Annotated in this window: 24 protein-coding genes and 2 pseudogenes; 14 read left to right on the top strand and 12 right to left on the bottom strand. The window is 62.1% G+C overall.

The window, feature by feature from the left end; all coding sequences use genetic code 11:
• Nucleotides 1–186: 186 nt before the first annotated feature.
• Nucleotides 187–1,176, top strand: a pseudogene (locus tag C484_RS20130) (transposase); the annotation flags it as partial.
• Between the two features lie 25 nt (nucleotides 1,177–1,201).
• Here C484_RS20130 and C484_RS20125 read toward each other — a convergent pair.
• Nucleotides 1,202–2,176: pseudogene (locus tag C484_RS20125) on the bottom strand (IS4 family transposase); the annotation flags it as partial.
• A 384-nt stretch (nucleotides 2,177–2,560) separates the two neighbouring features.
• Between C484_RS20125 and C484_RS23805 the strand changes: the two are divergent.
• Both C484_RS23805 and C484_RS20120 read left to right on the top strand, forming a co-directional pair.
• Nucleotides 2,561–2,734 carry a hypothetical protein gene (locus C484_RS23805; RefSeq protein ID WP_169332886.1) on the top strand — a complete coding sequence of 58 codons (174 nt, stop codon included), beginning with the start codon at nucleotides 2,561–2,563 and terminating at the stop codon, nucleotides 2,732–2,734.
• A gap of 516 nt (nucleotides 2,735–3,250) precedes the next feature.
• Complete coding sequence (locus tag C484_RS20120) at nucleotides 3,251–3,685, top strand: GNAT family N-acetyltransferase (protein ID WP_006827713.1); 435 nt, start codon at nucleotides 3,251–3,253, stop codon at nucleotides 3,683–3,685.
• 67 nt (nucleotides 3,686–3,752) lie between these two features.
• Here C484_RS20120 and C484_RS20115 read toward each other — a convergent pair whose 3' ends face one another.
• Both C484_RS20115 and C484_RS20110 read right to left on the bottom strand, forming a co-directional pair.
• Entirely contained in the window at nucleotides 3,753–4,082 is a 330-nt protein-coding gene (locus C484_RS20115; RefSeq protein WP_006827712.1) for a chorismate mutase, read from the bottom strand.
• On the bottom strand, nucleotides 4,079–4,957 hold the full coding sequence (locus tag C484_RS20110; RefSeq protein WP_006827711.1) for a shikimate kinase: 879 nt from the start codon (nucleotides 4,955–4,957) through the stop codon (nucleotides 4,079–4,081). The genes C484_RS20115 and C484_RS20110 overlap by 4 nt, the downstream gene beginning before the upstream one ends.
• 206 nt (nucleotides 4,958–5,163) lie before the next feature.
• Between C484_RS20110 and C484_RS20105 the strand changes: the two genes are divergently transcribed.
• The 3 genes from C484_RS20105 (at nucleotide 5,164) to C484_RS20095 (ending at nucleotide 6,842) form a co-directional block, all read left to right on the top strand.
• Nucleotides 5,164–5,967, top strand: a complete 804-nt coding sequence (locus C484_RS20105) for a DUF6498-containing protein (RefSeq protein WP_006827710.1) — start codon at nucleotides 5,164–5,166, stop codon at nucleotides 5,965–5,967.
• 121 nt (nucleotides 5,968–6,088) lie between these two features.
• On the top strand, nucleotides 6,089–6,595 hold the full coding sequence (locus C484_RS20100; protein WP_006827709.1) for a DUF5796 family protein: 507 nt from the start codon (nucleotides 6,089–6,091) through the stop codon (nucleotides 6,593–6,595).
• Nucleotide 6,596: 1 nt separating this feature from the next.
• Nucleotides 6,597–6,842, top strand: a complete 246-nt coding sequence (locus C484_RS20095; RefSeq protein WP_006827708.1) for a DUF7508 domain-containing protein — start codon at nucleotides 6,597–6,599, stop codon at nucleotides 6,840–6,842.
• Nucleotides 6,843–6,898: 56 nt separating this feature from the next.
• On the opposite strand, the gene C484_RS24705 is transcribed toward C484_RS20095, so the two are convergent.
• Nucleotides 6,899–7,033, bottom strand: coding sequence for a DUF7128 family protein (locus C484_RS24705; protein WP_006109449.1), 135 nt, complete (start codon nucleotides 7,031–7,033; stop codon nucleotides 6,899–6,901).
• Between the two features lie 158 nt (nucleotides 7,034–7,191).
• On the opposite strand from C484_RS24705, the gene C484_RS20085 reads away from it, so the two are divergent.
• Nucleotides 7,192–9,456 carry an AAA family ATPase gene (locus C484_RS20085; protein ID WP_006827707.1) on the top strand — a complete coding sequence of 755 codons (2,265 nt, stop codon included), beginning with the start codon at nucleotides 7,192–7,194 and terminating at the stop codon, nucleotides 9,454–9,456.
• A gap of 158 nt (nucleotides 9,457–9,614) precedes the next feature.
• On the opposite strand, the gene C484_RS20080 is transcribed toward C484_RS20085, so the two are convergent.
• The 3 genes from C484_RS20080 to C484_RS20070 all read right to left on the bottom strand — a co-directional run bounded on the left by C484_RS20080 (nucleotide 9,615) and on the right by C484_RS20070 (nucleotide 13,710).
• Complete coding sequence (locus C484_RS20080; protein ID WP_006827706.1) at nucleotides 9,615–10,277, bottom strand: protein sorting system archaetidylserine decarboxylase; 663 nt, start codon at nucleotides 10,275–10,277, stop codon at nucleotides 9,615–9,617.
• Between the two features lie 74 nt (nucleotides 10,278–10,351).
• Nucleotides 10,352–10,732 carry a response regulator gene (locus C484_RS20075; RefSeq protein ID WP_006827705.1) on the bottom strand — a complete coding sequence of 127 codons (381 nt, stop codon included), beginning with the start codon at nucleotides 10,730–10,732 and terminating at the stop codon, nucleotides 10,352–10,354.
• A 95-nt stretch (nucleotides 10,733–10,827) separates the two neighbouring features.
• Nucleotides 10,828–13,710 carry a DEAD/DEAH box helicase gene (locus C484_RS20070; protein ID WP_006827704.1) on the bottom strand — a complete coding sequence of 961 codons (2,883 nt, stop codon included), beginning with the start codon at nucleotides 13,708–13,710 and terminating at the stop codon, nucleotides 10,828–10,830.
• 280 nt (nucleotides 13,711–13,990) lie between these two features.
• Between C484_RS20070 and C484_RS20065 the strand changes: the two genes are divergently transcribed.
• The 4 genes from C484_RS20065 (at nucleotide 13,991) to C484_RS20055 (ending at nucleotide 16,062) form a co-directional block, all read left to right on the top strand.
• Nucleotides 13,991–14,950, top strand: coding sequence for a hypothetical protein (locus C484_RS20065; RefSeq protein WP_006827703.1), 960 nt, complete (start codon nucleotides 13,991–13,993; stop codon nucleotides 14,948–14,950).
• 54 nt (nucleotides 14,951–15,004) lie between these two features.
• Nucleotides 15,005–15,235 carry a hypothetical protein gene (locus C484_RS20060; RefSeq protein ID WP_006109441.1) on the top strand — a complete coding sequence of 77 codons (231 nt, stop codon included), beginning with the start codon at nucleotides 15,005–15,007 and terminating at the stop codon, nucleotides 15,233–15,235.
• 151 nt (nucleotides 15,236–15,386) lie between these two features.
• Complete coding sequence (locus tag C484_RS23800) at nucleotides 15,387–15,551, top strand: hypothetical protein (RefSeq protein WP_006827702.1); 165 nt, start codon at nucleotides 15,387–15,389, stop codon at nucleotides 15,549–15,551.
• Nucleotides 15,552–15,642: 91 nt separating this feature from the next.
• Nucleotides 15,643–16,062: a hypothetical protein gene (locus C484_RS20055; protein WP_006827701.1), complete on the top strand. Its 420-nt coding sequence runs from the start codon at nucleotides 15,643–15,645 to the stop codon at nucleotides 16,060–16,062.
• Nucleotides 16,063–16,078: 16 nt separating this feature from the next.
• On the opposite strand, the gene C484_RS20050 is transcribed toward C484_RS20055, so the two are convergent.
• On the bottom strand, nucleotides 16,079–16,435 hold the full coding sequence (locus tag C484_RS20050) for a thioredoxin family protein (protein ID WP_006827700.1): 357 nt from the start codon (nucleotides 16,433–16,435) through the stop codon (nucleotides 16,079–16,081).
• 212 nt (nucleotides 16,436–16,647) lie between these two features.
• On the opposite strand from C484_RS20050, the gene glnA reads away from it, so the two are divergent.
• Complete coding sequence (gene glnA, locus C484_RS20045; RefSeq protein ID WP_006827699.1) at nucleotides 16,648–18,093, top strand: type I glutamate--ammonia ligase; 1,446 nt, start codon at nucleotides 16,648–16,650, stop codon at nucleotides 18,091–18,093.
• 228 nt (nucleotides 18,094–18,321) lie between these two features.
• Entirely contained in the window at nucleotides 18,322–18,732 is a 411-nt protein-coding gene (locus tag C484_RS20040) for a hypothetical protein (protein ID WP_006827698.1), read from the top strand.
• Between the two features lie 5 nt (nucleotides 18,733–18,737).
• On the opposite strand, the gene C484_RS20035 is transcribed toward C484_RS20040, so the two are convergent.
• On the bottom strand, nucleotides 18,738–19,472 hold the full coding sequence (locus tag C484_RS20035) for an SDR family oxidoreductase (RefSeq protein WP_006827697.1): 735 nt from the start codon (nucleotides 19,470–19,472) through the stop codon (nucleotides 18,738–18,740).
• A 95-nt stretch (nucleotides 19,473–19,567) separates the two neighbouring features.
• Nucleotides 19,568–20,020 carry a response regulator gene (locus C484_RS20030; RefSeq protein WP_006827696.1) on the bottom strand — a complete coding sequence of 151 codons (453 nt, stop codon included), beginning with the start codon at nucleotides 20,018–20,020 and terminating at the stop codon, nucleotides 19,568–19,570.
• Nucleotides 20,021–20,283: 263 nt separating this feature from the next.
• Between C484_RS20030 and C484_RS20025 the strand changes: the two genes are divergently transcribed.
• Nucleotides 20,284–20,991, top strand: coding sequence for a glycerophosphodiester phosphodiesterase (locus C484_RS20025; protein ID WP_006827695.1), 708 nt, complete (start codon nucleotides 20,284–20,286; stop codon nucleotides 20,989–20,991).
• 1 nt (nucleotide 20,992) lies between these two features.
• On the opposite strand, the gene C484_RS20020 is transcribed toward C484_RS20025, so the two are convergent.
• A complete protein-coding gene (locus tag C484_RS20020; RefSeq protein WP_006827694.1) occupies nucleotides 20,993–23,032 on the bottom strand; it encodes a SpoVR family protein in 2,040 nt (679 codons plus the stop codon).
• Nucleotides 23,025–23,978 (bottom strand): DUF444 family protein (locus C484_RS20015; RefSeq protein WP_006827693.1); only part of this gene is annotated, 954 nt, incomplete at its 5' end. The genes C484_RS20020 and C484_RS20015, both read right to left, overlap by 8 nt.

The following is a 23,978-nucleotide window of genomic DNA, read 5'->3' as shown; positions in this document are numbered from 1 at the left end:
GTCAGGGGGTGCATGCCGCCCACTCGGTGCCTACATGCGAGTTCACGGCGTAGCCTCTCGCGGGGACTGCACTATGGCCATCGAACACTCCGACGAAGAAACAATAACGGCGCTACAGGTAGCGTGTGATAGAGGGTATCATAGAACGATTAGCACACCAAAGAGCAGGGTGAACGCTGAGGTGGTATGAGCCCAGCGACCCTGCAAGATCATCCTTCGGTAGACTCGTTCTTCAATGTCGCGGAGACAGAGACGTTAGCGTTGTTTGAGCACCTCTCCTTCGAGTTTCTTGAAGAGTTCGACGTGTTCGCCCCGGCGGAGACGGGGCGAACACGAGAGCATGAACCACCTGAGCTGATGCGCGGCTTTCTCCATTGCTACTACAAGGACATCTACGGCATTCGCCCCGTTGAGCGGGAGCTTCAGAACACGGTTGTCTGGCTGAGCTGTGGGTTCGATCGACCGCCGTCGAGAGACGCGGTCGATCGCTTCCTCACCGATCTCGAACACATCGTTGACGAGGTGTTCGACCACCTCGTCAAGCAGGCCGCCTGCCGCGGCCTGCTCGACTTGACCTACTGCATCGATTCGTCAAATGTGAGGACGATGCCTGCCGATCAAGACGCATCAAAATGCTACGATCCAACCGATGATGAATACTACTACGGCTACGGCTGTACGATCGTCTCGACCGGCCAAAAGATCCCAATAGCTGTCGAGTTCACCGAGAGCAAACAAGCGCCAGAAGAGACGGCGATGCGCGTCATACGTGACGCGTTCGCCGTCAAGCAACCAATCTGGATGGTTGGTGACAGTACCTATGACACGCTTGACTGGCATGACCCCTGCGGCCAGCAGGTGGTCGTGCCAGTTGCTCGTACAACGCACGGAACGCTGATGACCCGAAAGACATCGAGTACAGGGTCGAAGACCGCATCGAAAAACACAGCGAGGACGTCCAGCTGAAGCAATCAACGGTAGATGAGACGTACAACCGACCTACTGGAGTCGAACGAACCAACGAATCAGTGAAGGACTGCGGCCTCGGGCGAACGCACGCCCGAGGCCGCGTCCACGCAAGAGCGCAGGTGTTTCATTGCCCTGTGCCTTCGTCTCGTCGTCGCTATCACCAACTACGAACGCGGAGACAATCCGGGAAGCACGATCATCACGGTGGAAGAAGCGTTCTATGACACCCTCTGCTTGTGGAAAACTCGTCCAACGAGTATTGCGTCTTGAATTCGCGGAATAACAACTCAACCTCCCATCTGCAGCGGTAGATCGTCGCTAGATCTGCCGGTAAGAACTCTTCTCGCAGGAGATTCGTAATATATAGATGATAGTCGTCGGCGTCCGCAACGAGGACGCCGACGACGCGGAACGTCTTCGTGTCCCACGACTGCGTCCCTGCATACTCTCTCCGCTGGAATTCTGCTTCGATCTCAACATCGATATACTACCGATAGAGGTCATCAACCACGTCGTGGATCTTCTCACCCTCCAAGGGAATGGCGTCGCCACGCCATTCCCGCGATTCTCCGGTTATCTCCGGGTTCACGTTTGATTTGAGCCGACTCACGAAGTAGCCGTCATTCTCGTCGATTAGTGCGAAACGGCGGTACTTGAAGTACGCTTGATCGAACAGTACTAACCGGTCTTTGAGCCACGGACCTGTGTCAAACTCTGTGCTATCGTGTGCTTTTTCGTCAGTGACGCTGAACCGGTCTATCGTCTGATCAGTGACGTTGTGGAGCAGGTGGAGCCGCGCTCCACCCTGCTCCCCTTTCCATGGTTCGTACGCATCAGCGAGGAATCGATGTAACCGCAGGATTGTCCCGTCAGCGACCATCACGTCATGGAACCGGTCGAAATCTGTATCAACTGTATCCGGGACAGCGACCTCGTCGAGGTTTCGCTCAACGAGGTCGCGGAGATACTCCGCGAGCGAGGGAGTCAGACGCTGATAGAATCCGCCAGGAGAGATCGTTTCATCCGCTGTAGCGTTGTAGCTCCGTCTGAACCCAGTGAGTGTTCGGCTCTCGCCTGCGGCGAAGCCGAACACGAATGCCCAGACGAAGGCAGGAATCCGGAGCTTGCGGTCGCGTTCGACCACGCCGAGTTCCTTGGCGTGCTCTTCGAGGAACTCGGAGGGAAACAGTGTAGTGAGCCGAGGCATAATTCGAAATGAGGAGACGTCTTTTGCACACTTGTCGCCTCCTCGTTCCTTCCGCAAACATACCTCGATAAGCCGCCGCTGTCACGCGATTCGTCTCCTAACTAAAGACGGATGCAGCCGTGTTATGAAGCCAATTTCGTATCGGGCTACGCTACTTGAGAATACGCTATTACTGCTCTACCTGCCGAAAACAGCACGTATAACATACTCACAACATCCGTGTTATGAGATCCAATTCTTCTATGATACCTTCCCACATCAATCTGAGTTATCCATGAACGACAGGGGCGAAAACCTCAACAAGTGGACTCATAGCATTCTATGCAGGTGACTAGCCGAATATAACAGCAACGGTTTTAATGGTAGAATTATATCAACTCAGCTATGGATGAGAACTTACTTGCGATACTCGGCTTTCAAATTTCGGTAGTTGCTGCAATCGATCTGATTCTCCGGGAAATTGGCTCCACTCCTGAGGGGCCAGTATACCTCCTGGTTTGGGGAGGCGTGTTAATCACCCTCACTGCTATCATTCTCCAGCATTTCTCATCTGATTAGCTGGTTGTGTTCTGAACTCACATATGATATGGTAAGCAGCACCGAACGGGCTTGGAGCAATGTCACTGGATGCTCGAACTTGGGGAGGTAGGTGACGGCGCAATCGAATACAGTGGCTCCACCGATCGCACGGACGCTTCGTCGGTTGAGAGAACGGTATCTGTAAGCTCATGGGCACAATACTCGAGTCGTCTGAGTGGATCGACTACACCTGGTGTCGCTCTTTTGTAACATATTGGAGCCAGCCTACGAATACTAGAGCTTCCCGCATGGGCAGAAAAGGATATGTACAACGAACAACTTGCCTTCGGTAGGTGTTTTAGGATTTTGTTCAGTTGGGTGCAATAGAGTTTCACCTGGAACGGCTCGACGAGATTGTCGAGTGACGGCTCAAGGCCATCTGGATGACACGGTTTTGTCCATACTCACTCGATCGCACCGACAACCTCCCAGTCCAGTTCAGTAGACGTTAAATTTGATGGACTACTAACACGTACTCGCTCATCTCTCCAAGAGATGACTGAGACACGAGTTCACGAATTGGAGACGGAAGAAGAATGGGTGGCTGCGTTTCCGGTGTTGAACCAATTGCGAACTCATCTAGACGAGGAATCTTATCTCGACTACCTCCGCGAGATGACCGCCGAGGGATACCGGTTCTTCGCCGTCTCGGTAGACGACGAAATCGTTTCGCTCGCTGGCGTCGGAGTTCAGGTGAACATGTACTATGGTCGGCACGTGTGGGTCTACGAATTAGTAACGGATGCCGACCACCGATCGGCGGGACACGGATCGAAACTCCTCTCGTTCGTCGAAGACTGGGCCGAGGTGAACAACTGTGAACTCGTCGCACTCTCTTCTGGACTCCAGCGCGAGGATGCACATCGCTTCTATGAAGAGCGGGCCGGAATGGAGCGGGCCAGCTACGTATACAAGCAGCCGCTGAAATAGTGAACCATATATGGCAACCCGGACATTAAATACTGGATGTTTGTCCAATCATTCGCTCAATTTTTAATCATCTATTGCTTCTTTGCTCGACCTTGTTCAGTTCGATCAACAACCGAAAGATTGCCTTCACCAGATTCGCGTCGACATCGAACTGCTCTGCGTTCTGCCCCGCTCGCACCATTACCTGTTCCTCTTGCTTCTCGTCGGTCGTCGGCAGGTCATTCTCGTCTTTGACCGCTGCGATCGTATCCGCGACGTAGGTTCGCTGGGCGATCAGTTCGACGATCTCCTGGTCGATCGTCTCAATCTCCTCGCGGAGTTCTTTGAGATCCATCTCGTCCGGTGTTCGGTTCTCGCTTGCGATCTCGTCTCCGTTCGAAGCTGAATCTGGCGTCATGGTGTTTGAATACGTGTCCCGTCTGTTCGGGTCTGCAGTAATCGTGTCGTTCCCTCGCGCTCGTCCCACCGCTCTCGAACGCCGGCCAGCGTGTCGCGGTCGCCGACGGCGACGTAGCTGGGTCCCGTCCCAGACAGCGACACCCCGGTTACGTCCGGCAGTGCGTCGAGCATCGGCCCCGTCGAGAACTCGAGCGCGCCACAGAACGCGAAGCCATTAACCGTCATCGCCTCGCCGTAGCGCCCATCGAGTGCGAGTTCTTCGACGAGTTCAGCCATCGGCGCGATGCGCTCACAGGCGGCGGTGTCGGCGTCAGCGCTGTAGGCTTGCGTCGGCGGCGTGTAGACCGCCGCGTGCCAGTCGGGTTCGTCGCGGGCGAGCAGCTCGTCGCTCGTGTTGTCGGTGATCGTCACGCCGCCGAGCATGCTCGCGCTGGCGTCGTCGAACGCGCCGGTCGCGGTGACACCGGCCTCGCGAGCGGCGCGGACGCCGAGTCGACAGGCGTCGATGCGATCGACGGCGTCGCTGACTGCCAGTGCATCGAGCGTCGCGAGAACGGTGGCGTTGGCCGCCGCGCTCGAACTCTTCAACCCGCCGGCCATCGGAACCTCGCTTTCGGTGCGAACGCGAGCGCCGACGGTGGACCGATCGAGGCCGGCCGACGCGGCGAACTCGTCGAGGGTCAGGTCGACGCAGCGTTCGATGAGCGTCGTGTCCGCGTCCGGGTGGCCGTCGACCCGGCCGACGGTTTCGCCACTGTCGGTGAGTTCGACCGTCGCGGTCGTCTCGAGGTCGATCGCGAAGGCCGAACCGGTTCCTGTTGCAAGGGCGTTGAGGACCGTTCCGGCTGCGGGTGCGACGGCGCGGCCGTCCATACGAGAAGACTCACAGAGTGCGTACTTACGGCTGGCGGTTCTGACAAGTCTTCTCCCGGTGGCAAGGAGAGCACGGGATCGAAACCGGTCGCTGAGTACCCACAGTCTGGTCGTCATATGCGACTCCGTACTTTCCGGCCGGCGCGGCAGGAACTCGCCTCGAGAAGAGACAGTACTTAGTGACTGCTACGCAATTTGTCAGCTCGATGGAGTTCGATCGGCGAACGCGAAACCGCCCCACTGTCACTGCGTTTGCTCCGACTCTGCTCTCGAATCTGCTCCCCCTCGGAGGCGTTCTCTGGTTCGACTGGCGCATCGGCGAGGTGCTGGCGATTTATTGGATCGAAGTCGCGGTCATGCTTTTGGCGTACAGCGGGGCGGCGCTTTTCGCCGAACGACGGATCGTGCTCGAGGGGCGGAATCTCTTCTTGCCGGGAGTGAACCGGGGAAAAGAGTTGTCCGAGTCGAAATGGGGCGATAATCCAACCACCATCAATCTCGGAGGATCGATTCCGCCGATTTACCCACGAAACATCAGAATTATCGTTATGTCCGTTGTCTGGGGGCTTGGATTCCTGCTACTCCCGCTCGGTAGCTTCGGCCTATACCCGGTTGTCGAATCGATCGTGTCTCCCTCTCTCATCGCGGCGGTGCTCGCCACGATCGGTTCCCATCTCGTCGAGTTGCGTCGCGAGTTCTTTGCGACGAAACGGTACGAGGACCTGTCTGCACACATGGTCCTCGAGATTCCCTGTCGAGTCATCTTCTTCGCGATCGTTTTTCTTGCGCTCGCCACGCTTGTCGGCGGGTTCTCACTCTTCCTGATCATGGGAACCGTCAGAGAAGTATTCGGCGTCGTTCCGACGCGCGGGACGCTCGAATTCTTCTTTGCCACGGGAGTCGTTCTAGGAAAGCTCGTTGTCGAGTGGTCTCGATTCCGGGCGGAGAACGACCCAGATCCGAGCGGCTTTGCAAGCTGGTTCGTTCCGTTCGATCCGCGCTCGGAGTGAAGCCGATACTCGCTGCTCGCGGTGCCGTTCGGGGCTTCCCGCCGGGCGTTTCGGTATCGCGACCGGCGTACAATCGGCGAGAACGCACCGCTTTTCCCAACTCCGCCCGAACGGGCGAACAATGAGCGCACGCAATAACGTCGCTCCGAGTACGATCACCGTCAACCTCGTCGAGGGCGGGGTTGTCGTCCAGTACCTCGACGGCCGGGAGGTCTTCTACCACGGACCACCCGAACCCGTCACGGAGTCGATCAAGACCTCGCCGGGGAAGGACGTCCACGTCCTCGTCACCGACCCCGACGGCGTCGAGGGCGTCATGACCTACGTCAACGACCGGGACACCCACGACGATATTCTGGAGACGACTGGCGTCGGTCGCGTGATACTCAGCGGTGACGACGAAGAAGTGCTGTATCCCGGCGTGACCGTCTCGACAGACGCCTACTCGATCCGCGTCGAGGCCGACCTCTCACTGGTCGACGGGCGGGTATTCGTCTTCGCCGAGGACGAACTGAGCGAACACGCCTACGAACTCGTCCCCGCTACTGACGAGTCCGCTACCGACGAGTTCACGAGCGGCGAGTCGGACGACACTCCTGAACAGCATCGTGAGGACTCCACCGCGTAACATGCCGCTGCAAAAAGCCTGGACGACGCTCGACCGGGAGGCAGTCGCAAGTGCACCGGATCGACCCGGCGTCTACGAACTCGGCGACGAGTCCGGCACGGTGCTGTCGGTCGGCCACGGTGTCTTGCGCGACGAACTGAAGACGGCGCTTGCCTACGGCGACGGCGACCGCATCCGCTGGACCGAGACACACACGCTCGATCGCGCAGGTGAACTCGCTGCGTCTCATCGTGAACGGCTCGAGTAGGCCACCTGCGGGTTGATCGGCTGCTGACTCATCGAGACCGTCGCGAGTGCAGGACGTTATTGAATGTAGCTCGGATCAGCTCCGTCACACCGTTTTTCGTGCGCTGTTGCATCGGACTCCTCATCGAAGAGCAGCCCGCAGGTTTCACACTCGTACCAGGTGGCGTCGTCCCGCTCGGTCTGGACCACCATATCGAGAGTTGGCCACGAATACCCAAAGGCATTGCTCCGGCACACTGAGACGTGTCGTCGGGTAGGTCAGGGAAGACGATCTCCTCCCAGCGGGGACGTCTCGCAAGGTGGGAGTGACGTGGGTAATTCTCAAGGCGACGTGGCCGAAAGAACCGGGTATGAGTGGGTCGGATTCCGATGGCATCTCGCTGTCGGTCCAAGCAGCCGAGAAGCGCGACGCGGGCCGAGGTGTCGCCCGAATACCTGAGCTTGCTCGCCGGCAGTTGGGCGTTCTCAGTGGCGATACGATCGTCATCGAAGGCGAGGGCGACGGGGGGAAGACGACCGTCGCAAAGATGTGGCCCGCGGACGCGTCGATTCCGGAGCACGCGATTCAGATCGATGGCGACACCCGTGCCAATGCCGGCGTTCACGTCGGCGATACGGTTACCATCCGGACGAAGGACACGTCCTCGATCCGCGACGCTGAGCGCGTGACACTAACGCCGCCGCCGACGCTGTCTTCCAGCCAGCAGCAAGTCGCAGAACACGAGGCGGCCAAGACGCTGCGAAACCGACCGGTGCGTGCCGGAGAACAGATCAGAATCGAAGGCGTCGGCCAGGAACCGTTTTCCGTCGTTGACACGACCCCCGGCGGTGACGTTCGAATCACGAGTTCAACGACGGTCCGCGTCACGGGCTCGGCGGGTGGTGGGGCGGGCTCCGGTACCAGTAGCAGTACCGGCTCGAGTACAGCCACCACCCCCGAGAGTGACGGCGAGAGCACTGGCACAGCCACGGCTGGTGGCGGCTCGTCGCCGTCAGCCACTGGCGAGCAGCCGGCAGACGGCACAGCCAGTTCCGGCGTCACCTACGAGGATATCGGCGGCTTGGACGACGAACTCGAACTCGTGCGGGAGATGATCGAACTCCCGCTGTCGGAGCCGGAGCTGTTCCAGCGGCTCGGGGTCGAACCGCCCTCCGGCGTGTTGCTCTACGGCCCGCCCGGGACCGGGAAGACGCTGATCGCCCGGGCGGTCGCAAACGAGGTCGACGCCCATTTCGTGACGATTTCGGGGCCGGAGATCATGTCGAAGTACAAGGGTGAATCCGAAGAGCAGCTGCGCCAGACATTCGAGCAGGCGCGTGAGGACGCTCCGACGATCATCTTCTTCGACGAAATCGACTCGATTGCGGGGACGAGAGACGACGACGGCGACGCCGAAAATCGGATCGTCGGTCAGTTGCTGACGCTGATGGACGGCCTCGACGCACGCGGCGAAGTGATTGTCATCGGTGCGACGAACCGCGTCGACAGCATCGATCCCGCACTCCGTCGCGGCGGCCGGTTCGACCGCGAAATCCAGATCGGCGTTCCCGACGAGACGGGACGCCGGGAGATTCTCGAGGTCCACACTCGCGGGATGCCGCTCGCGGACGATGTCGACGTGGATGCCCTCGCCCGTCGGACGCACGGCTTCGTCGGCGCGGACCTGGACGGCGTCGCAAGCGAGGCCGCGATGGCGGCGATCCGGGATCGGCCGGCCGAGACGGACGACCGCGAGGCGTGGAATCGGAATCCGACGGTACAAAAGCGCCACTTCGACGAGGCGCTCGCCTCCGTCGAGCCCTCGGCGATGCGCGAGTACGTCGCCGAGTCGCCCGACACGAATTTCACCAACGTCGGCGGGCTCGAGGACGCAAAGCAGACGCTTCGGGAATCTGTCGAGTGGCCGCTGACCTACGACCGCCTCTTCGAGGCGACGAACACCCAACCACCCTCAGGCGTCCTGCTCTACGGCCCACCGGGCACCGGCAAGACGCTGCTCGCCCGCGCGCTGGCCGGCGAAACCGACGTGAACTTCGTCCGCGTCGACGGTCCAGAAATCGTCGACCGCTACGTCGGTGAGAGCGAGAAGGCCATCCGCAAGGTGTTCGAACGCGCCCGCCAGGCCGCACCTTCCATCGTCTTCTTCGACGAAATCGACGCCATCACCGCCGCTCGCGGCGAAGGCCACGAAGTCACGGAACGCGTCGTCTCGCAACTGCTGACCGAACTCGACGGGATGCGCGAGAACCCGAACCTGGTCGTCCTCGCGGCAACCAACCGCAAGGACCAGATCGACCCCGCCCTCCTCCGCCCCGGCCGCCTCGACACCCACGTCTACGTCGGCGACCCCGACCGCAAGGCCCGCGAGAAGATCCTCACAGTCCACACCCGCGGCAAGCCCCTCGGCGACGACGTGGCCCTCGACGAACTGGCCGCTGAACTCGAGGGCTACACCGGCGCGGACCTCGAAGCGCTCGTCAGGGACGCCTCGATGAAGGCGATCCGCGAGGTTGCAGACGAGTTCAGTCCGGGCGAAGCGAACGAGCGGGCCGACGAGGTTGTCGTTGAGCGTCGGCATCTCGAGGCGGCGCGGGAGAACGTCGATGCGTCGTAGTGGGTCGGTTTCTGTGGCGTGCTGTCGAGTGCCTGTCGACCGGTCGTGGTTCGCACCGTGATCCGCGAGTGGAGCGCCTCTGGGAGTTGCAAGTTGCGCGTCTCCGAAGTTGAACTGCGAGTTGAGCGCCGGGAGTGGGGATACGGAGGCGGCGCGGATTACGCACCGGGGACGTCGAATTCCTCAAGCGGGCCATCGTCGAGGATCACGGTCTCCCCGGCGGTCATCGAGTCGCCGGGATCGACGGCGATGTCGTCGATGTCGACCGCGGGTGGGAAGAGCACGTCGACGCGGCTCCCGAAGGCGATGTGGCCGAGGCGGTCGCCGCGCTCGAGTTCATCGTCGGCCTCGCGATAGGGGTGGATTCGACGAGCGAACGCGCCGGCGATGAAGGTGACAGTCGCCTCGCTGTCGGTCGGCAGCCGGTTCGTGGCGGAGTCTGGGTCAGTTTCGAACCGCACGTGGACGCGCTCGTTTCGGTCGGAGTCCTTGGAGAAGGCGGGTTTGTTCGCGCCGGGGATGTGTTCGACGTTGGTGACCGTTCCGGCGAAGGGAGCGCGGACGACGTGGACGTGCCAGACGTTCATGAAGGTACCGAGACGGACGCGGTCGCCCTCCTCGCGCAGGACGGACACGCTGCCGTCGGCGGGGGCGACGACGCCGGTCGGCGGCGGCGTGCGCTCCGGATCGCGGAAGAAGGCGAGCGTTCCGACGCCGAGCGCGAGCGCGACGGCGCTCGCCGTCACGCTGAAGACGAACGCGAAGGGCGCGGCGAGCAGCGGCACGAGCGCGTACTTCCAGGCACCCGGTGCGAGGTCCATAGCGAGAGAAGGTGAGCGAGTTGTATGGTCGTTACGGATGGGGTGCTCGTGTCGTGATACAGGTGTGGATCACGCTACGTGCCCGCCCGAATCGCGAGTCGGATCCGGTTCGCAAAGACGTTCATCTCGCCCGTCGCGTGGGTGCTCTTGCTGATGAACGCGGAAACGCCGGCCGCGAGCGCCTCGTCGACGAGCGGTTCGAGCGAATTCCCGGTAAAGAGCACGAACGGAACCCCCTCCTCGGAGAGCGAGCCTGCGAGTTCGATGCCGGTCTCGTCGGGCAGTTCGTAACTCGAGACGACGCAGTCGAACGTCCCCTCCGCGAGCGCCGTCCGCGTTGCGGCCGCCGTCGCCACCGCGTCGACCTCGAAGCTGTGTTCCTCTCGTAACGTCTTGCTGACGTGTTCCGTGAGGAACTCGCTGTCTTCGACGAGAAGAACGCTGTGAGATGGCATGTATGGTGGCAGTGACACAGGTTTATCTAATAGTTCTTCTTGCAGATTCGGATCGTTCCGCCGGGAGACGAGTGAACTGAAACGAACGGCCCCGGTCAGTCCCAGAACGACTGCGTCCGCGCGTACTCGCGTTCCTTCGAGAGGATGTCACGATAGAACTCGTCCTCGTTCTCCCGCAGTTTGTTGATGATCTGGGCGGCGTTGTGCGGGCCGACGCCGCGGGCCGCCATTGCGACGACGGCTCGTTTGCCGTGGCTCTGAACGAGGCTCGCAGCCCGAAACGCGCGCTCGGTCATCTCCTCCTGCTCTTCGTCTTTCTCTTCGGCGCGTACCGCCTGCACGACCTCGTCGGCCCACGGGTTCAGCGAGGCGATCCGGGTCGACCCGCATTCGGGACATTTTGGCTGGTCGCGAACGCGTTTGACCTTCGTTGTAACCTTCCAGTCGGTACAGTGCGTACACAACAGGATAACCCGGTCGTCCTGCAGGCGCTCCTTGACGGTGTCGATGACCCCCGCGTCGGCGTTCTCGGGCGCGAGAAGTTCCTTCCCGCCGGAGGAACGGCCGCCCTGCCCGACCGGCGTCCGCCCGCGGTGGGTGACGAGTTCAATAGCACCGGACTGAACGCCGTCGAGAACCGCCGCCGCCCGCTCGATGTCCAGATCCTCGTGGAATACCTCGCGGATCGACTCGTCGTACATCGGAGTGTCCTCGAGTGCAGCGAGCAGGCGGTCGTTCGAAAGTCGGCCCGAGCCCTGTCCCTGCCAGCGCTTGAGCGCGCCGAACTTGGCGGAGACCTGCGCCAGCCGGAACGCGAGCGCGTCCGAGTTCTTGAGCCCGAGTTCGACGATGGTCGCGACGTGCTCGGGGTCGGTCTCTTCTAACACCGCGACAATATCGCTCGTCGCGACCGACGTGGGCACCTCGAGTTCGATCCGGTACGGATCGGTTTCGAGGCCGACCGAGGAACCGGCCTGCTGACCGAGCAGCGACGAGAGGAGCCGTCCGAGCGTTTCGTTCGCCGTGTGGCCGTAACAGGCGTTGATGACGATGGTCCGACCCTGGCGTTCGAGGACGATCCGATCCGCGGTGGGAATTGGTGCGGCCCCGTCCGATTCCGACTCAGTTCCCGACCGCAAACCGGATCCCGAACCAGCGTCGACCTGCCGCTCGAGTTGCGTACAGGCCTCGGTCAACGTGAACTCGTCCGCGGGATACCGGCCGGCGAGTTCGCGACCGACGGCGCGGGCGTCTGCGCCCGCTTCGAACTGCGGTTCGGCGACGCCGCGAATCTCGCCGACCTCCTGTGCGACCGCCGCGGGGACCGGAATCTCCTGCCCGATCCAAGAGGGCACCTCGCCGGCAGGGTCCTCGATCGGGCTCACCTTCACCCGCGCCTCGTCGTCGTCGATCTCGGCGATGCGCCACATCTCGCCTCGCTGGACGAACACCTCGCCCGGCTGGGCGAAATTGACGACGAACCGCTCGTCCAAGGTCCCGATCTGTGAACTCGAGGCGATGTCGTGGACCTCGTAGGTCTCCTCGTCGGGGATCATCGAGAGGTTGGCGTAGACGTACTGCCAGGTGCCGCCCGTCGTCTCGAGGCGGTCCTCGCCCTCGTCGAACCAGACGATCCGGTTGCGGTGGAGTTCGCCGAGGATTTCGCGGAACGTCTCCGGCGCGAGGTCGCGAAACGGATACGCTCGGCTGACCGTCTCGTAGGCGTCGCGGATGTGCACCGAGCCGCGGCTCTGGACGAATCCCGGAATCTGGTTCGCGACCACGTCGAGGCTGCCCTCGTGGATCCGCGCCGGTTCGACCTCGCCGTCGCGGGCGCGGCGGGCGATAGCGAGTGCTTCGAAGGTGTCGTCGGGTCGGGTGGTGACGATCGTGCCGCTCGAGACCTCGTCGCGTCGGTGCCCGGCGCGGCCGACCCGCTGGAGCAGGCGGGCGACCTGCCGGGGGCTCTTGTACTGGATCACGTGATCGACGCGGCCCACGTCGATTCCGAGTTCCATCGAGGAGGTACAGAGCAGGCCGTCGAGGTCGCCCGCTTTGAATCGATCTTCGACGTCGATCCGGGCCTCCTTCGAGAGCGAGCCGTGGTGGACACCGATCGGCAGATCGAGTTCTTTGAAGCGCGAGCCCAGTGCCTCGGCAGTCTGGCGTGTGTTGACGAAGACGAGCGTGGACTCGTGTTCGTCGACGAGGTTGCGGATCAGGCGAACGTGACTCGCCGTGTCGGGTTCGGTCATCAGTTGCCCGGCGAGTTGCTCGTCCTCGTCGGTGATCTCGGGTTCGCGGACAGTCACGCCGACGTTGCTGCCGACATCGATTTCGCGGATCTCGCAGGGCCGGCCGCCGGTGAGGAACTGGCCGACCTCTTCGGGGTCGCCGACGGTCGCCGAGAGGCCGATCCGCTGGAACTGGCCGGCGATGTCGCGGAGGCGCTCGAGCCCGATCGCCAGCTGTGCGCCGCGTTTGGAGGCCGCGAGTTCGTGGACTTCGTCGATTACGACGTGGGAGAGGTCCGCGAGCGCGTCCCGAAGGCGGTCGCCGGTGAGCATCGCCTGGACGGTTTCGGGCGTCGTAATCAGTACGTCTGGCGGGTCCTCGGCTTGCTTGCTGCGCTGGTAGTCGGTCGTGTCGCCGTGGCGAACGTCGACTTCGAGGTCGAGGAACTCGCCCCACCACTCGAGACGGTCTAACATGTCGCGGTTGAGCGCCCGTAGCGGCGTCACGTAGAGCACGCCGAACCCCTCCGGTTGGGCGTCGACGAGATCGTCGAAGACGGGGAGCATGGCCGTCTCGGTCTTGCCACTCCCGGTGGGTGCGATCACGAGCGTGTTCTGGCCGGCGGCAAGCGGCGGAATCGCGAGTCGCTGTGGTGCCGTCGGCGTCGAGAACCCGCGTTCGGAGAGCGCTCCGCGGACTGTCGCGCCGAGACGTGAGAAAGCCGCAACGTCCCCCTCGGTCATCGAACCGGTATACGAGCGAGCGATGCATAAGAGCCACGTTCTCGACTGCGATTCACGCTCAGGTGACGGTATGGAGTGCCTAGACGTCGGTAATCGGCACATACCTACAACGGTCTATTCGGTATGCCGACGAGATGACAGCTCCACGCAGACGACTGTCACAGACCCGTACTAATCGACACCCGTTGACGGAAGCAGGTCCCGAATCGGCGAACTCATCCGGGCGAGCGAACGCGTCGCCGACGCCCACGATACCGCACTCGCCGCGGGGGCGATCACTATGAGCGGGGCGCGCGATTCCCCGTCCGGACGCCGTGCGGTTCTCGTCGTCGGTATCTGTGCCCTTCTCGGAACGGTCGCCGCTCTCGGCCCTGCCGGTGCCGCCGCGGCCGGAACCGGTTCCGACCCGGTGTCCGCGGTAACCCAGCAGTACGTCTCCGAAGAGGAGTACGTCGAGGCCGTTCCGGAGCAAGGTGACCCGTACTTCGAGGCGGCGGCCGATGACGGAAGCTGGATCAGTTACACGAACCCGCGCGACGACTACCGCATGCCCTACCTCGGCGAGGGTTCCGGGAAGATGTGCGTCACGTTGGTCAACGAGGCGGGTCAACCCGTCTCCGGCGAATCGGTGCCGGACACGACCGTGACGATTCCCACCGGCGAGTCGCTCTCCTGGCACCAGGGAGCCGATCCGTTCACCGTCGAGTACCCGCTGACGGACAACTATAACCGCCCGATGGACGGGGATCAGTTCGGCACGAGCGAACTCCCACAGGGTGACGGGTACCTCGACTCTCACTGTGTCGAATGGCACGGTCTGCCGGAGAACGAGACCGTCGAATACGGCGAAGTCGAAATTGGGGGCCCCCACGCGGACCAGATCGAACTCGTCGGCTACATTCAGCAAGCCAACCAGGACTGGAAGTCGAACATCGATCCGCTCGAAGCAGCCGAACCCTACGAAGAAGCCGGCGGTAGCTGGACGTACACGCCCGACGGCTCGCACGGCGACCTAGTCGCCGTGTTGCAACTCGATGGCGACGCGGACATCCCCGTCAACGAGACGGACGGTGATGCCGACGATGGAACTGGAACCGGCTCCGATTCCGACACCGATACTGGCGACAACGACGGCGATAGCAGCACCGATACGAACGACACTGACACGGTTCCCGGCTTCGGCGTTCTCGCTGCGCTGGGTGCGCTGCTCGCCGCTGTCGCGGTCCGTCGACGCGGATAGAAGCGAACCCGTAAAATCGATGTTTCTTTGCTGATTGCCACGAGAGACCCGCCAATGACGAGCGACGACACGGATACGGATGCCGATTCCCCGCGCGTCCCGATCGTCTGTGACGCCTGCGAGACGACTTCTCGCGTCCCGCTCTCGGCTGTCGCCGACGCGGTCGAGCGACATAACACCCAACTCCACGACGGCGAGGCCGTCGCAGAGGTTGATCCGGACATCGCGGACCGAATCGCCGATCTGGTCGCGACTGAACTCGGCTTGCTCGACGAAACGGAGTGAGCATCGAGGTCGCACTCGAGAACCGTTCGGTTCCGATCCACAGCGACTCATCGTTGCGCACCCACCTTGCAACCGAAACCAATGCGATCATCTCACACCGTCCGGTACGTGACAGAGACTTCTGCACCGCGTGACTACAACCCCCATACGCATGTCCCGTACGACCTACACCTGTCACTGCGGTGCCGTCATCCAGTACAATCACGACCTCGAGAAAGAGTCCGGAACCGTCTCCCGAAACTGGAACTGCGCCGACTGTGGCACGCGCGTCCCCAGTACGATCGCCGAGCGCATCCAGCACCAACACCCCACATAAATCGTCTCGGAGTCAAGTCCAGAGGCGCTCGCCTCGACCGAACTCGTTCCCGATCAGTTCTTTCTTGCCCACAGAGTGCGTACAACGCGCTATGACAGCGGACGCCGACTCCGACACCGAATCGGACGCCGAACCAGATACCGAACCGGATACCGAAGTGCCCGCCGACTGGATGGACCCCGCCGACGAGCCGATTCTCGAACTCCTGAGCCAAGACGAGTTCTTCATGCCGGACCAGATCGAATCCGAAAAGATCTGTCGGAGCCCGCACGCCGCCTACCGGTGTCGAGAACTCACGAAGCGGGATCTACTGACGAAACACGCACCGGGAATGTACGACATCACTGAACTCGGTGAACAGGTGCTCGCGGGTGAGGTGGACCCGACCGAGATATCGGAACCCGAAGAGGGGGAATCGGAGACGGGAGACGACGGCACCGACGAAGGGGAAAACGACGAGACCAACGACACCGACGACACCGACGACACCGACGAGACGACAGCAAAATAGCCAGACCTCGCCCCGATCAATCGCCAGCCGCCACAGCCGCAGGGGCGTTCGCTTCGAGAAACGCGACCACCTCGTCACCGCCGAGAAATCCATCAGCGCGCGTTGCGATCGGTTCGCCCGCTCGAAAAAACACCAGCGTCGGTACCGACTGAATCTCGAACCGATCGACGAGTTCGAGATCGTCCCGCGGATTCACCAGCCCAATGGCGACGGCTGTCGACCGCGCAACGTTGCCGAGCACTGGTTCCATCGCCTGACACAGCGGACAGCCCTCCGTGTAAAACTCCACGAGACTGCACTCGTGGCGCTCGATGAACGCATCGAGTTCGGCTTCAGTGTCGAGTTGAACCGGTGTGGTTGTGAACTCGTTCATAGTCGGTGACGGGGCTCCGCAGGGAAATCCGTGCCGGACGCGGTATCACAACCATTCGTCAACCTGTGGCGCAACGTTTGCCATGGGATGTGCCTCTCTCGGCTGAACTCGAATTGTTGTGGACAAACATCCACGAATCCATGTGAAGAAGGATATTCGCCCACAACAGTAGAGTTTTAGTAGTGGGTACCGTGGGTTGAGCCGAACAAAAGATGACAGACGGGAACCTGACTACGGCAGAACAGAACGTGTTAGACAAAATCGAGACGGAGGACGTCGATTTCCTCCGATTGCAGTTTACGGATATCCTCGGAACCGTCAAGAACGTCTCTGTGCCGGCACGTCAGGCCGAGAAGGCGTTTACCGAGGGCATCTACTTCGACGGCTCCTCGATCGAGGGTTTCGTCCGGATCCAGGAATCGGACATGCGGCTGAAGCCGGATCCGGAGACGTTCGCAATCTTGCCGTGGCGCAACGACGAGAACAGCGCGGCGGCCCGGATGATCTGCGACGTCTACGACACCTCGACGGGCGAGCCGTTCGAGGGCGATCCGCGCTACGTGCTCAAGCGCGCCCTCGACCGTGCCAAGGAGATGGGATATACGGTCAACGCCGCGCCGGAACCGGAGTTCTTCCTGTTCGAGGAGGACGAAGACGGATACGCGACGACGACGACCAACGACGCGGGCGGCTACTTCGACCTCGCGCCGAAGGACCTCGCGAGCGACGTGCGCCGGGACATCATTTACGGCCTNACGACGACGACCAACGACGCGGGCGGCTACTTCGACCTCGCGCCGAAGGACCTCGCGAGCGACGTGCGCCGGGACATCATTTACGGCCTTGAGAGTATGGGCTTCGAGGTCGAGGCCAGTCACCACGAAGTCGCCGAAGGGCAACACGAGATCAACTTCGAGTACGACGACGCGCTGACGACGGCGGATAACGTCGCCACCTTCCGCACTGTCGTCCGGGCGATCGCCGCCCAGCACGACTACCACGCGACGTTCATGCCCAAGCCGATCCCGAAGATCAACGGCTCGGGGATGCACACCCACCTCTCGCTCTTTACCGAGGACGGCGAGAACGCCTTCCACGATGCGGACGACGAGTTCGATCTGTCGGAGACGGCTCACTCGTTCCTGGCTGGGATCCTCGAGCACGCGCCGGCGATCACGGCGGTCTCGAATCCGACGGTCAACAGCTACAAGCGGCTGGTGCCGGGCTACGAGGCTCCGGTCTACGTCGCCTGGTCCGACCGTAACCGCTCGGCGCTGATCCGCAAGCCTGCAGCCCGTACGTCCGTGGCCTCGCGAGTCGAAGCCCGCTTCCCCGACCCGTCCTGTAACCCGTACCTCGCGTTCGCCGCGCTCATCCACGCCGGTCTCGACGGCATCGAGAACGATCTCGACTGTCCGGACCCGGTTCGCGAGAACATCTACGAGTTCGACGAACAGAAACGCGAAGAGTACGGTATCGAAACGCTGCCGTCGAACCTCGGCGGAGCCGTCGACGCCTTGGAAGCGGACGACGTCATCTACGACGCGCTCGGCGACCACGTCGCTCCGAAGTTCGTTGAGGCCAAGAACCAGGAGTTCGAGGAGTACCTGATCGATGTCTCGCAGTGGGAACTCGATCGGTACCTCGAAACGTTCTAACCGCCACTCGCTGGTGTTCACCCCGCGAGTTCACTTGCGGTTTTCGGCCCACGGATCATCTGTCACCTCGCGTCTCGTCTTTCGATTTTCGACTCGGTATCGGGCTTCGACTCTCGTCGCGACCGCAAGGTCCCACCATATCGATGCTCGCCGGCGGTTAGCGCGCGCCGAACCGGCGAGTGAGCGGAGACCGGATGAGATTTCGGGACGGACGCACAACCGCGTGCAATGCGCGAACGCGACCGCCCACGACCACCGGACGAACTCGACGCCGAACTGGCTGGGGCACTCGAGGACAGAGACGGTGAGACGCTCCGCGCCGTCGCGGAGCATGCAATCGCACTCGCCGACTGGAAAGACTCGACTGCCGAACCGCGGACCCCGACCAAAGAAGACGACGATGCGGCGGGTGGCCACGATGTTGCGGTGAACTCGGAGTCAGCTACGGAGGGAGATGCGCACGCGGATGCCGCCGACCAGCGTACTGATGCAGCGCTCGATTCCGACGAGTTCCCCGCCGGCGTTCCAGCGCGTGCGAACGTCTCGCTGGTCGAGATCGCCGGCGAGACCTACCGGTACTACCAGTGGCGGGAGGACGACGAGATCAGGTCCGAGACCGAGCGGCTCCCGGCCGAGTGAGCGGCTTAAGCCTCGCCGTAGACCGGTACCGCAGCGCCGCTCGTGACCGTCGCGCCGTCGCTACAGAGAAAGGCCATCACGTCCGCGATGTCGCTCGGATCGACCCACGAGTCGTGATCCGCATCCGACATCATCTCGCGGTTCATCGGCGTGTCGATCACGCTCGGCATCACGCAGTTGGCCCGGACAGTGCCGCGGTTCTCCTCGGCCAGCGTCTCCGTGAGCAGGCGGATTCCGGCCTTCGTGATGCGGTACGGACCGTCGCCCTCGCCGCCCTCGAGTGACGAGCGTGCGCTGATGCTGACGATCGATCCCTCGGTCTCCTGAAGGTGTGGCAGGGCGTGTTTCGACGCGAGAAACGCCGTCTTCAGGTTGACATCGAGCAAGAGTTCGACTTCGTCGAGGGATGTCTCCTCGATGTGGTCACCGCCACGCCAGGTCCCGGCGATGTTCAGCAGGTGGTCGATTCGGCCGTGGTCGTCGACGATCCGGGAGACGAGTTCAGTGACGTCGGCTTCGTCGGTCAGGTCGGCCTCGTAAAACGCGAGGGCGTCCTCGTCGGCGGGATCACGGTCGAGCAGGCTGTCCTCGTCGTCGGGGGCGACGACATCGACGGCACAGACGGTCGCACCTGCCGCACGGAACCGGTCGACCGCGGCACTGCCGAGTGCGCCGCTTGCACCGGTGACGACGGCGACGGTATCCGTGAAATCGACCTCGAAGGCTGATTGTGGTGCCATGGCTGTCCCTCCAACGTCGGTAACGATCAATACCGGGGGTGACCGTCCGAAGCGCGTGACATCCGGGTGCCTGCAAGCTGCACGCGACGGGCCGCTCAGGACGTGTCGATGGGCGGCAAGAGCACCTGCTCGAACCAGAAGGACGCCACTGTCTCGGCCAGCGAGTCGAACTCGTCGGGGCTCGACGGCTTCGAGAGCGAGGCGTTCGCCGCGAGTTCGTAGCTCTCGCGAACGGTCGCCGGATCGTCTGCCGCCGTGAGTACGATCACGGGGAGCCGGACGAGTACCGGGTCCGCTTTGACCGCTTTGAGGAATTCGTAGCCGTCGACGGACGGCTGGTCGATATCGAGCAGGACGAGTGCCGGAAACGGGGCCGTCTCGTCCGTTTGGCGGCGCTCGAGTTCGGCGAGGCCGGCCATTGCATCGTCGGTAACGGTGACGCAACTATCGATTGGAAGGTTTTCGAAGGCATCGCGGATGGGTTGATTGTCGCTCAGATCGTCTCCGACGAGGAGGATTTCGAACGGTTCCGATCGTCGATCACTCATCGTTCAGCCACCACGGAAGGTGCAACGTTGAAACTCCACAACGATACATGCAGGGGACACGTACCGCCCTGTTCTCATGGCATCTGTTTAAACGTGGATGCTAATTGATTTGGTCGAATAACTGGCACGAACAGAAGAGTGTTCACACAGTATACGTATCCGCCGTGCCATTGGACCCCCGTCACCGGAACCGGTAGCTCGCAGGGCACCGATAGCGCGGAGAACAGAACGCTAAAGTCCACCAGTCACATCACGTGGGTCGAATGCGACTGATCGCCCACCGCGGCTTCGCGTCGACGGCTCCCGAGAACACCATCGCCGCCGTCCAATCCGCTGCCGACCACGCGGACGCCGTCGAGGTCGATGTCCGCCGCTGTCAATCGGGTGAACTCGTCGTCATCCACGATGCGACAGTCGAGCGGATTATCGGTGGTGCTGTCGATACGACGACACCGACTCCCGACACCGCCACCGTCGCAACGACCCCCCTCTCAGAACTCAAAACACACACCGTCCTCGATTCCGGCGAGCGGATTCCGACGCTTGCGGAACTACTCGAGGCGCTTCCGCCGGGTCTCGAACTCCACCTCGAACTCAAGGAACGCGGCCTCGCGGCGGATGTGCTCGATGCGATCGACGGCATCGACAACCCCGTTCTCCTGACCTCGTTTCTCCCCTCGGAACTGCGAGAGATCCGCGAACTCGAGCCGAGTCAACCCATCGGACTCCTCGTCAGCCGTCGGCTCGAGACGCCCGTGACGACCGCGGTCGAACTCGACTGCGACGTGCTCGGTGCGAGCTACTGGCGCTGTCTGACGACGCGACTCGTTCCGCGAGCGAAGGTGGTCGATCTCGAAATACACGCGTGGCCGATCAAGCGACGGCTTACGGCGGCGCTGCTCGGATTCCGTGGCGTCGACTGTGCGTCTGCGGATCGACCGATTCGCGTGCCGTGTGTCGGGTTGGAGTGAGTCAGGCGAGCCACTCCTCCGGCTTCGTATCGTAGTCAACATCGTCGGCCGCGAGATGCTCGACCTCCTCCCAGCGGCGATCCTCGACCGTCACCTCCTCGCCGTCGTACCGCAGCAGTTTGCCCCGCTCTTCGGCTTCGGGCTCCCGATTCCGGCGCTTTGCCACCTCGATATCGTGCTCGTCGATCTCCTTGACGATGGTCAGCAGATTCACCGGCCGGCCCCACAGCTCGAAGATCCGCTTGATCGTCTCCTTCGCCTTGCCGAGATCGAGCATCACGCCGTTGTACTGATGGCCCAACAGGAGTTCGTTCGCGTTGTTGTAGTTGCCGTCGTAGACCGCGATCGTCGGCTTGCCGAAATTGGTAAACTGCAACAGGAGCTTCTTCTTGACGTCCTCGGCGGCGTCGCTTGCGACGTGGAACTGTCCCGTCGCCTTCGAGTGCTCGTAGGTGAAGTAGTTGTTCTCCGTGATGAACTCCTGCGTGAGGAACTCGTCCAAGAACGTCACGTCGTTGTGACTCTCACGCACGTCAAAGAGCCGATCCCAGCCTGCGGTGAACTCGACGTTCGAGAGCGCCTCCTCGATGCTGTCGTAGCGGGTATCGTCGAACAAGTAGCGGCCGATCTGCTCGAGTTCGTTCTGGGTGACCCGCGAGAGGAACCCGCGATTCTGGCGCTTGACGAGCGAGTAGTGTCGTCGGGCGAGTCCCTCGTAGGTCAGGACCTTCCAGGGGTACCGCTCAACGTCGATCTCGCCGTTGTGGGCCCGTTCTATCGCCTCGAGATCGATCCACTCGTCGGGCACGCCTGCGCTCGCGAGTTCGTCGAGCGTCGCCGGCGTGATCGTATCGATCGCCGCGGGCGGTTCGAGGTGCTCGCGCACCTCGTCGAAGTCGACGACATCCGAGAGATTCCGCCAGGTGATGCCCTCGACCCGAAGCAGATGCTCTAAGACCTCGCGACGGTTCGTCGTGTTCTCGACGTACTCCCACAGTTCCATGCCCAGACTGTAGGGGTTGAGTCCGCCCGAGGCGAGCACCTTCGCCATGTGGTCGGCGTAGTTCATGAACTCGTCTGCGCCGGCGAAGCCTTCGTCGGTCATCATGGTCGACTCCCAGTAGGCGGCCCAGCCCTCGTTCATCACTTTCGTCATCTTCTGGGCGGCGAAGTAGTACGCCTCGGCGCGCATCATGTCGAGGACGTCGCGTTGCCACTCGTCCATCTCGACGGCGCGTTCGGCCTCCGAATCGTACCGTTTGCCGTGCTCGCGGACGAACGCGAGGAGGTCCTTCTGTGGCTCCTCGGGGAAGGTGACGCCGCCGTCCTCGCCCTCTAAGCGTTCGAGCCACTCCTCGTCGAACACCTCGCCTTTGATCTCCTCGGACAGTTCGAGTTCGTCCAACTTCTCGGCTAAGTCTTCGTCGAGTTCAGCAGTTGCCGCCGGGCCGTCGACGTCGAGTCGGCGCTCGAACACCTGGTGTTGGTCGATGTTGTCTTCGAGGCTGAGGCAGTGGTCGATCCACTTTTCGACCTCGGCGCGGTCGATATCGGGATCGGACATGTAGTCGTCGATCGCCCGCGCGTGCCGTTCGAGCATGGCCGCGGCGTTGACCTGTTTCTCGTCGGCGCGGCCGCTGGTGAAGAGGCCGAACCACTCGTTGTTCGCGAAGAAGTCGGAGTGGGCCTCGACGTGGGTGATGACGGCCTTCTGGTCGGCGACGGTGTTCGATTCCTGGAGGAACGCGTGGGCCGGGTTGTCGTTGTTGACGATCTCGAAGGCTTTGCCGCCGCCGTACTGGCCCTGCTTTTGCTGTTTGTCGTACTGCATGCCCCACCGCCAGTGCGGGTAGCGCGACTGGAAGCCGCCGTAGGCGATGAGTTCGTTCATCTCGTCGTAGTCGATGATCCAGTAGTTGACTGGGTAGGGCTCGAGCCCCAGTTTCTCGGCCAGGTTCCGGGCCTCCGTGACCGGTTCCTCGAGGTCGGTCGCGATCGCCTGTTTGCGGAATCTGTCGGCGTTGGTGTTTCGCTTACTCATCGGTCTCACTCTCCGTGCTGAGGATCTCGTAAATCGCGTCGGTCACGTCGTTGGCGTCGTTGACGTATGCGATCGCCACGTCGTCGGCGTCCGTGCCGAAGTGGCGCTCGAGTTCTTCGGCGTGGGTGGCGTTGATCGCGTTCCCGCTCGGCTGAGTTTCCACGTAGGCGTGGAGGTTGGCGGGAATCTGGTCCATCATCGGTATCACCCGTTCCTCGGTGTCGTTCGAGGAGTTCTCGGAGTCGCCCGCCGCGAAGACGTAGCGGTTCCAGTCGCTCCAGGGGTATTCCTCCAGTAGTTCGGCGGCGAGTTCGTACGCGCTCGAGATTTTCGTGCCGCCGCCGCTGCGGATGCCGAAGAAGTCGTCGCGCTCGACCTCCCAGGCCTCGGCGTCGTGGGCGATGTAGACGAACTCGGCGTTGTCGTACTTGCCCTGGAGGTACCAGTCCAGCGGCGTGAAGGTGCGCTCGACGAGTTCGCGTTTCTTCTCGCGCATCGACCCGGAGACGTCGCGGATGTTGACGACGACGACGTTCTTCTCTTTCTCCTCGATGATCTCGGGGTAGCGGTAGCGTTCGTCCTCGCGGCGGAAGGGGACGTGCTTGACCCCTTCGCGGCGGATCTGCTGCTGGACGCTCTCGCGTTCGACGTTGGCCTCGACTTCGGCGATCGACCGCCACGTACCCCGTTCGTCCTCGGGAATGTCGGCGTAGGCCTCTTCGATCCAGGCCATCGACACCGACAGATTCTCGCCGCGAGCCCACTCGAAGACCTCTCGCGGCGTAATGCCCTCGACCTTGCAGAGTTCGCGAAGGAAGTCCTCGTCGAAGTCCATCGCGAGTTTACGCTTGAGGCCTTCCTTGAACATCCGTTCGAAGTCGAGCGTACTGTCCGGGCCGGTGCGCGTGAGGTCGGTGAACGGCCCCTCCTTCTCCTCGACGACGCG

The organism is Natrialba taiwanensis DSM 12281, assembly GCF_000337595.1.
Classification (GTDB): domain Archaea; phylum Halobacteriota; class Halobacteria; order Halobacteriales; family Natrialbaceae; genus Natrialba; species Natrialba taiwanensis.
This window is presented reverse-complemented; position numbering and strand designations above follow the sequence as displayed.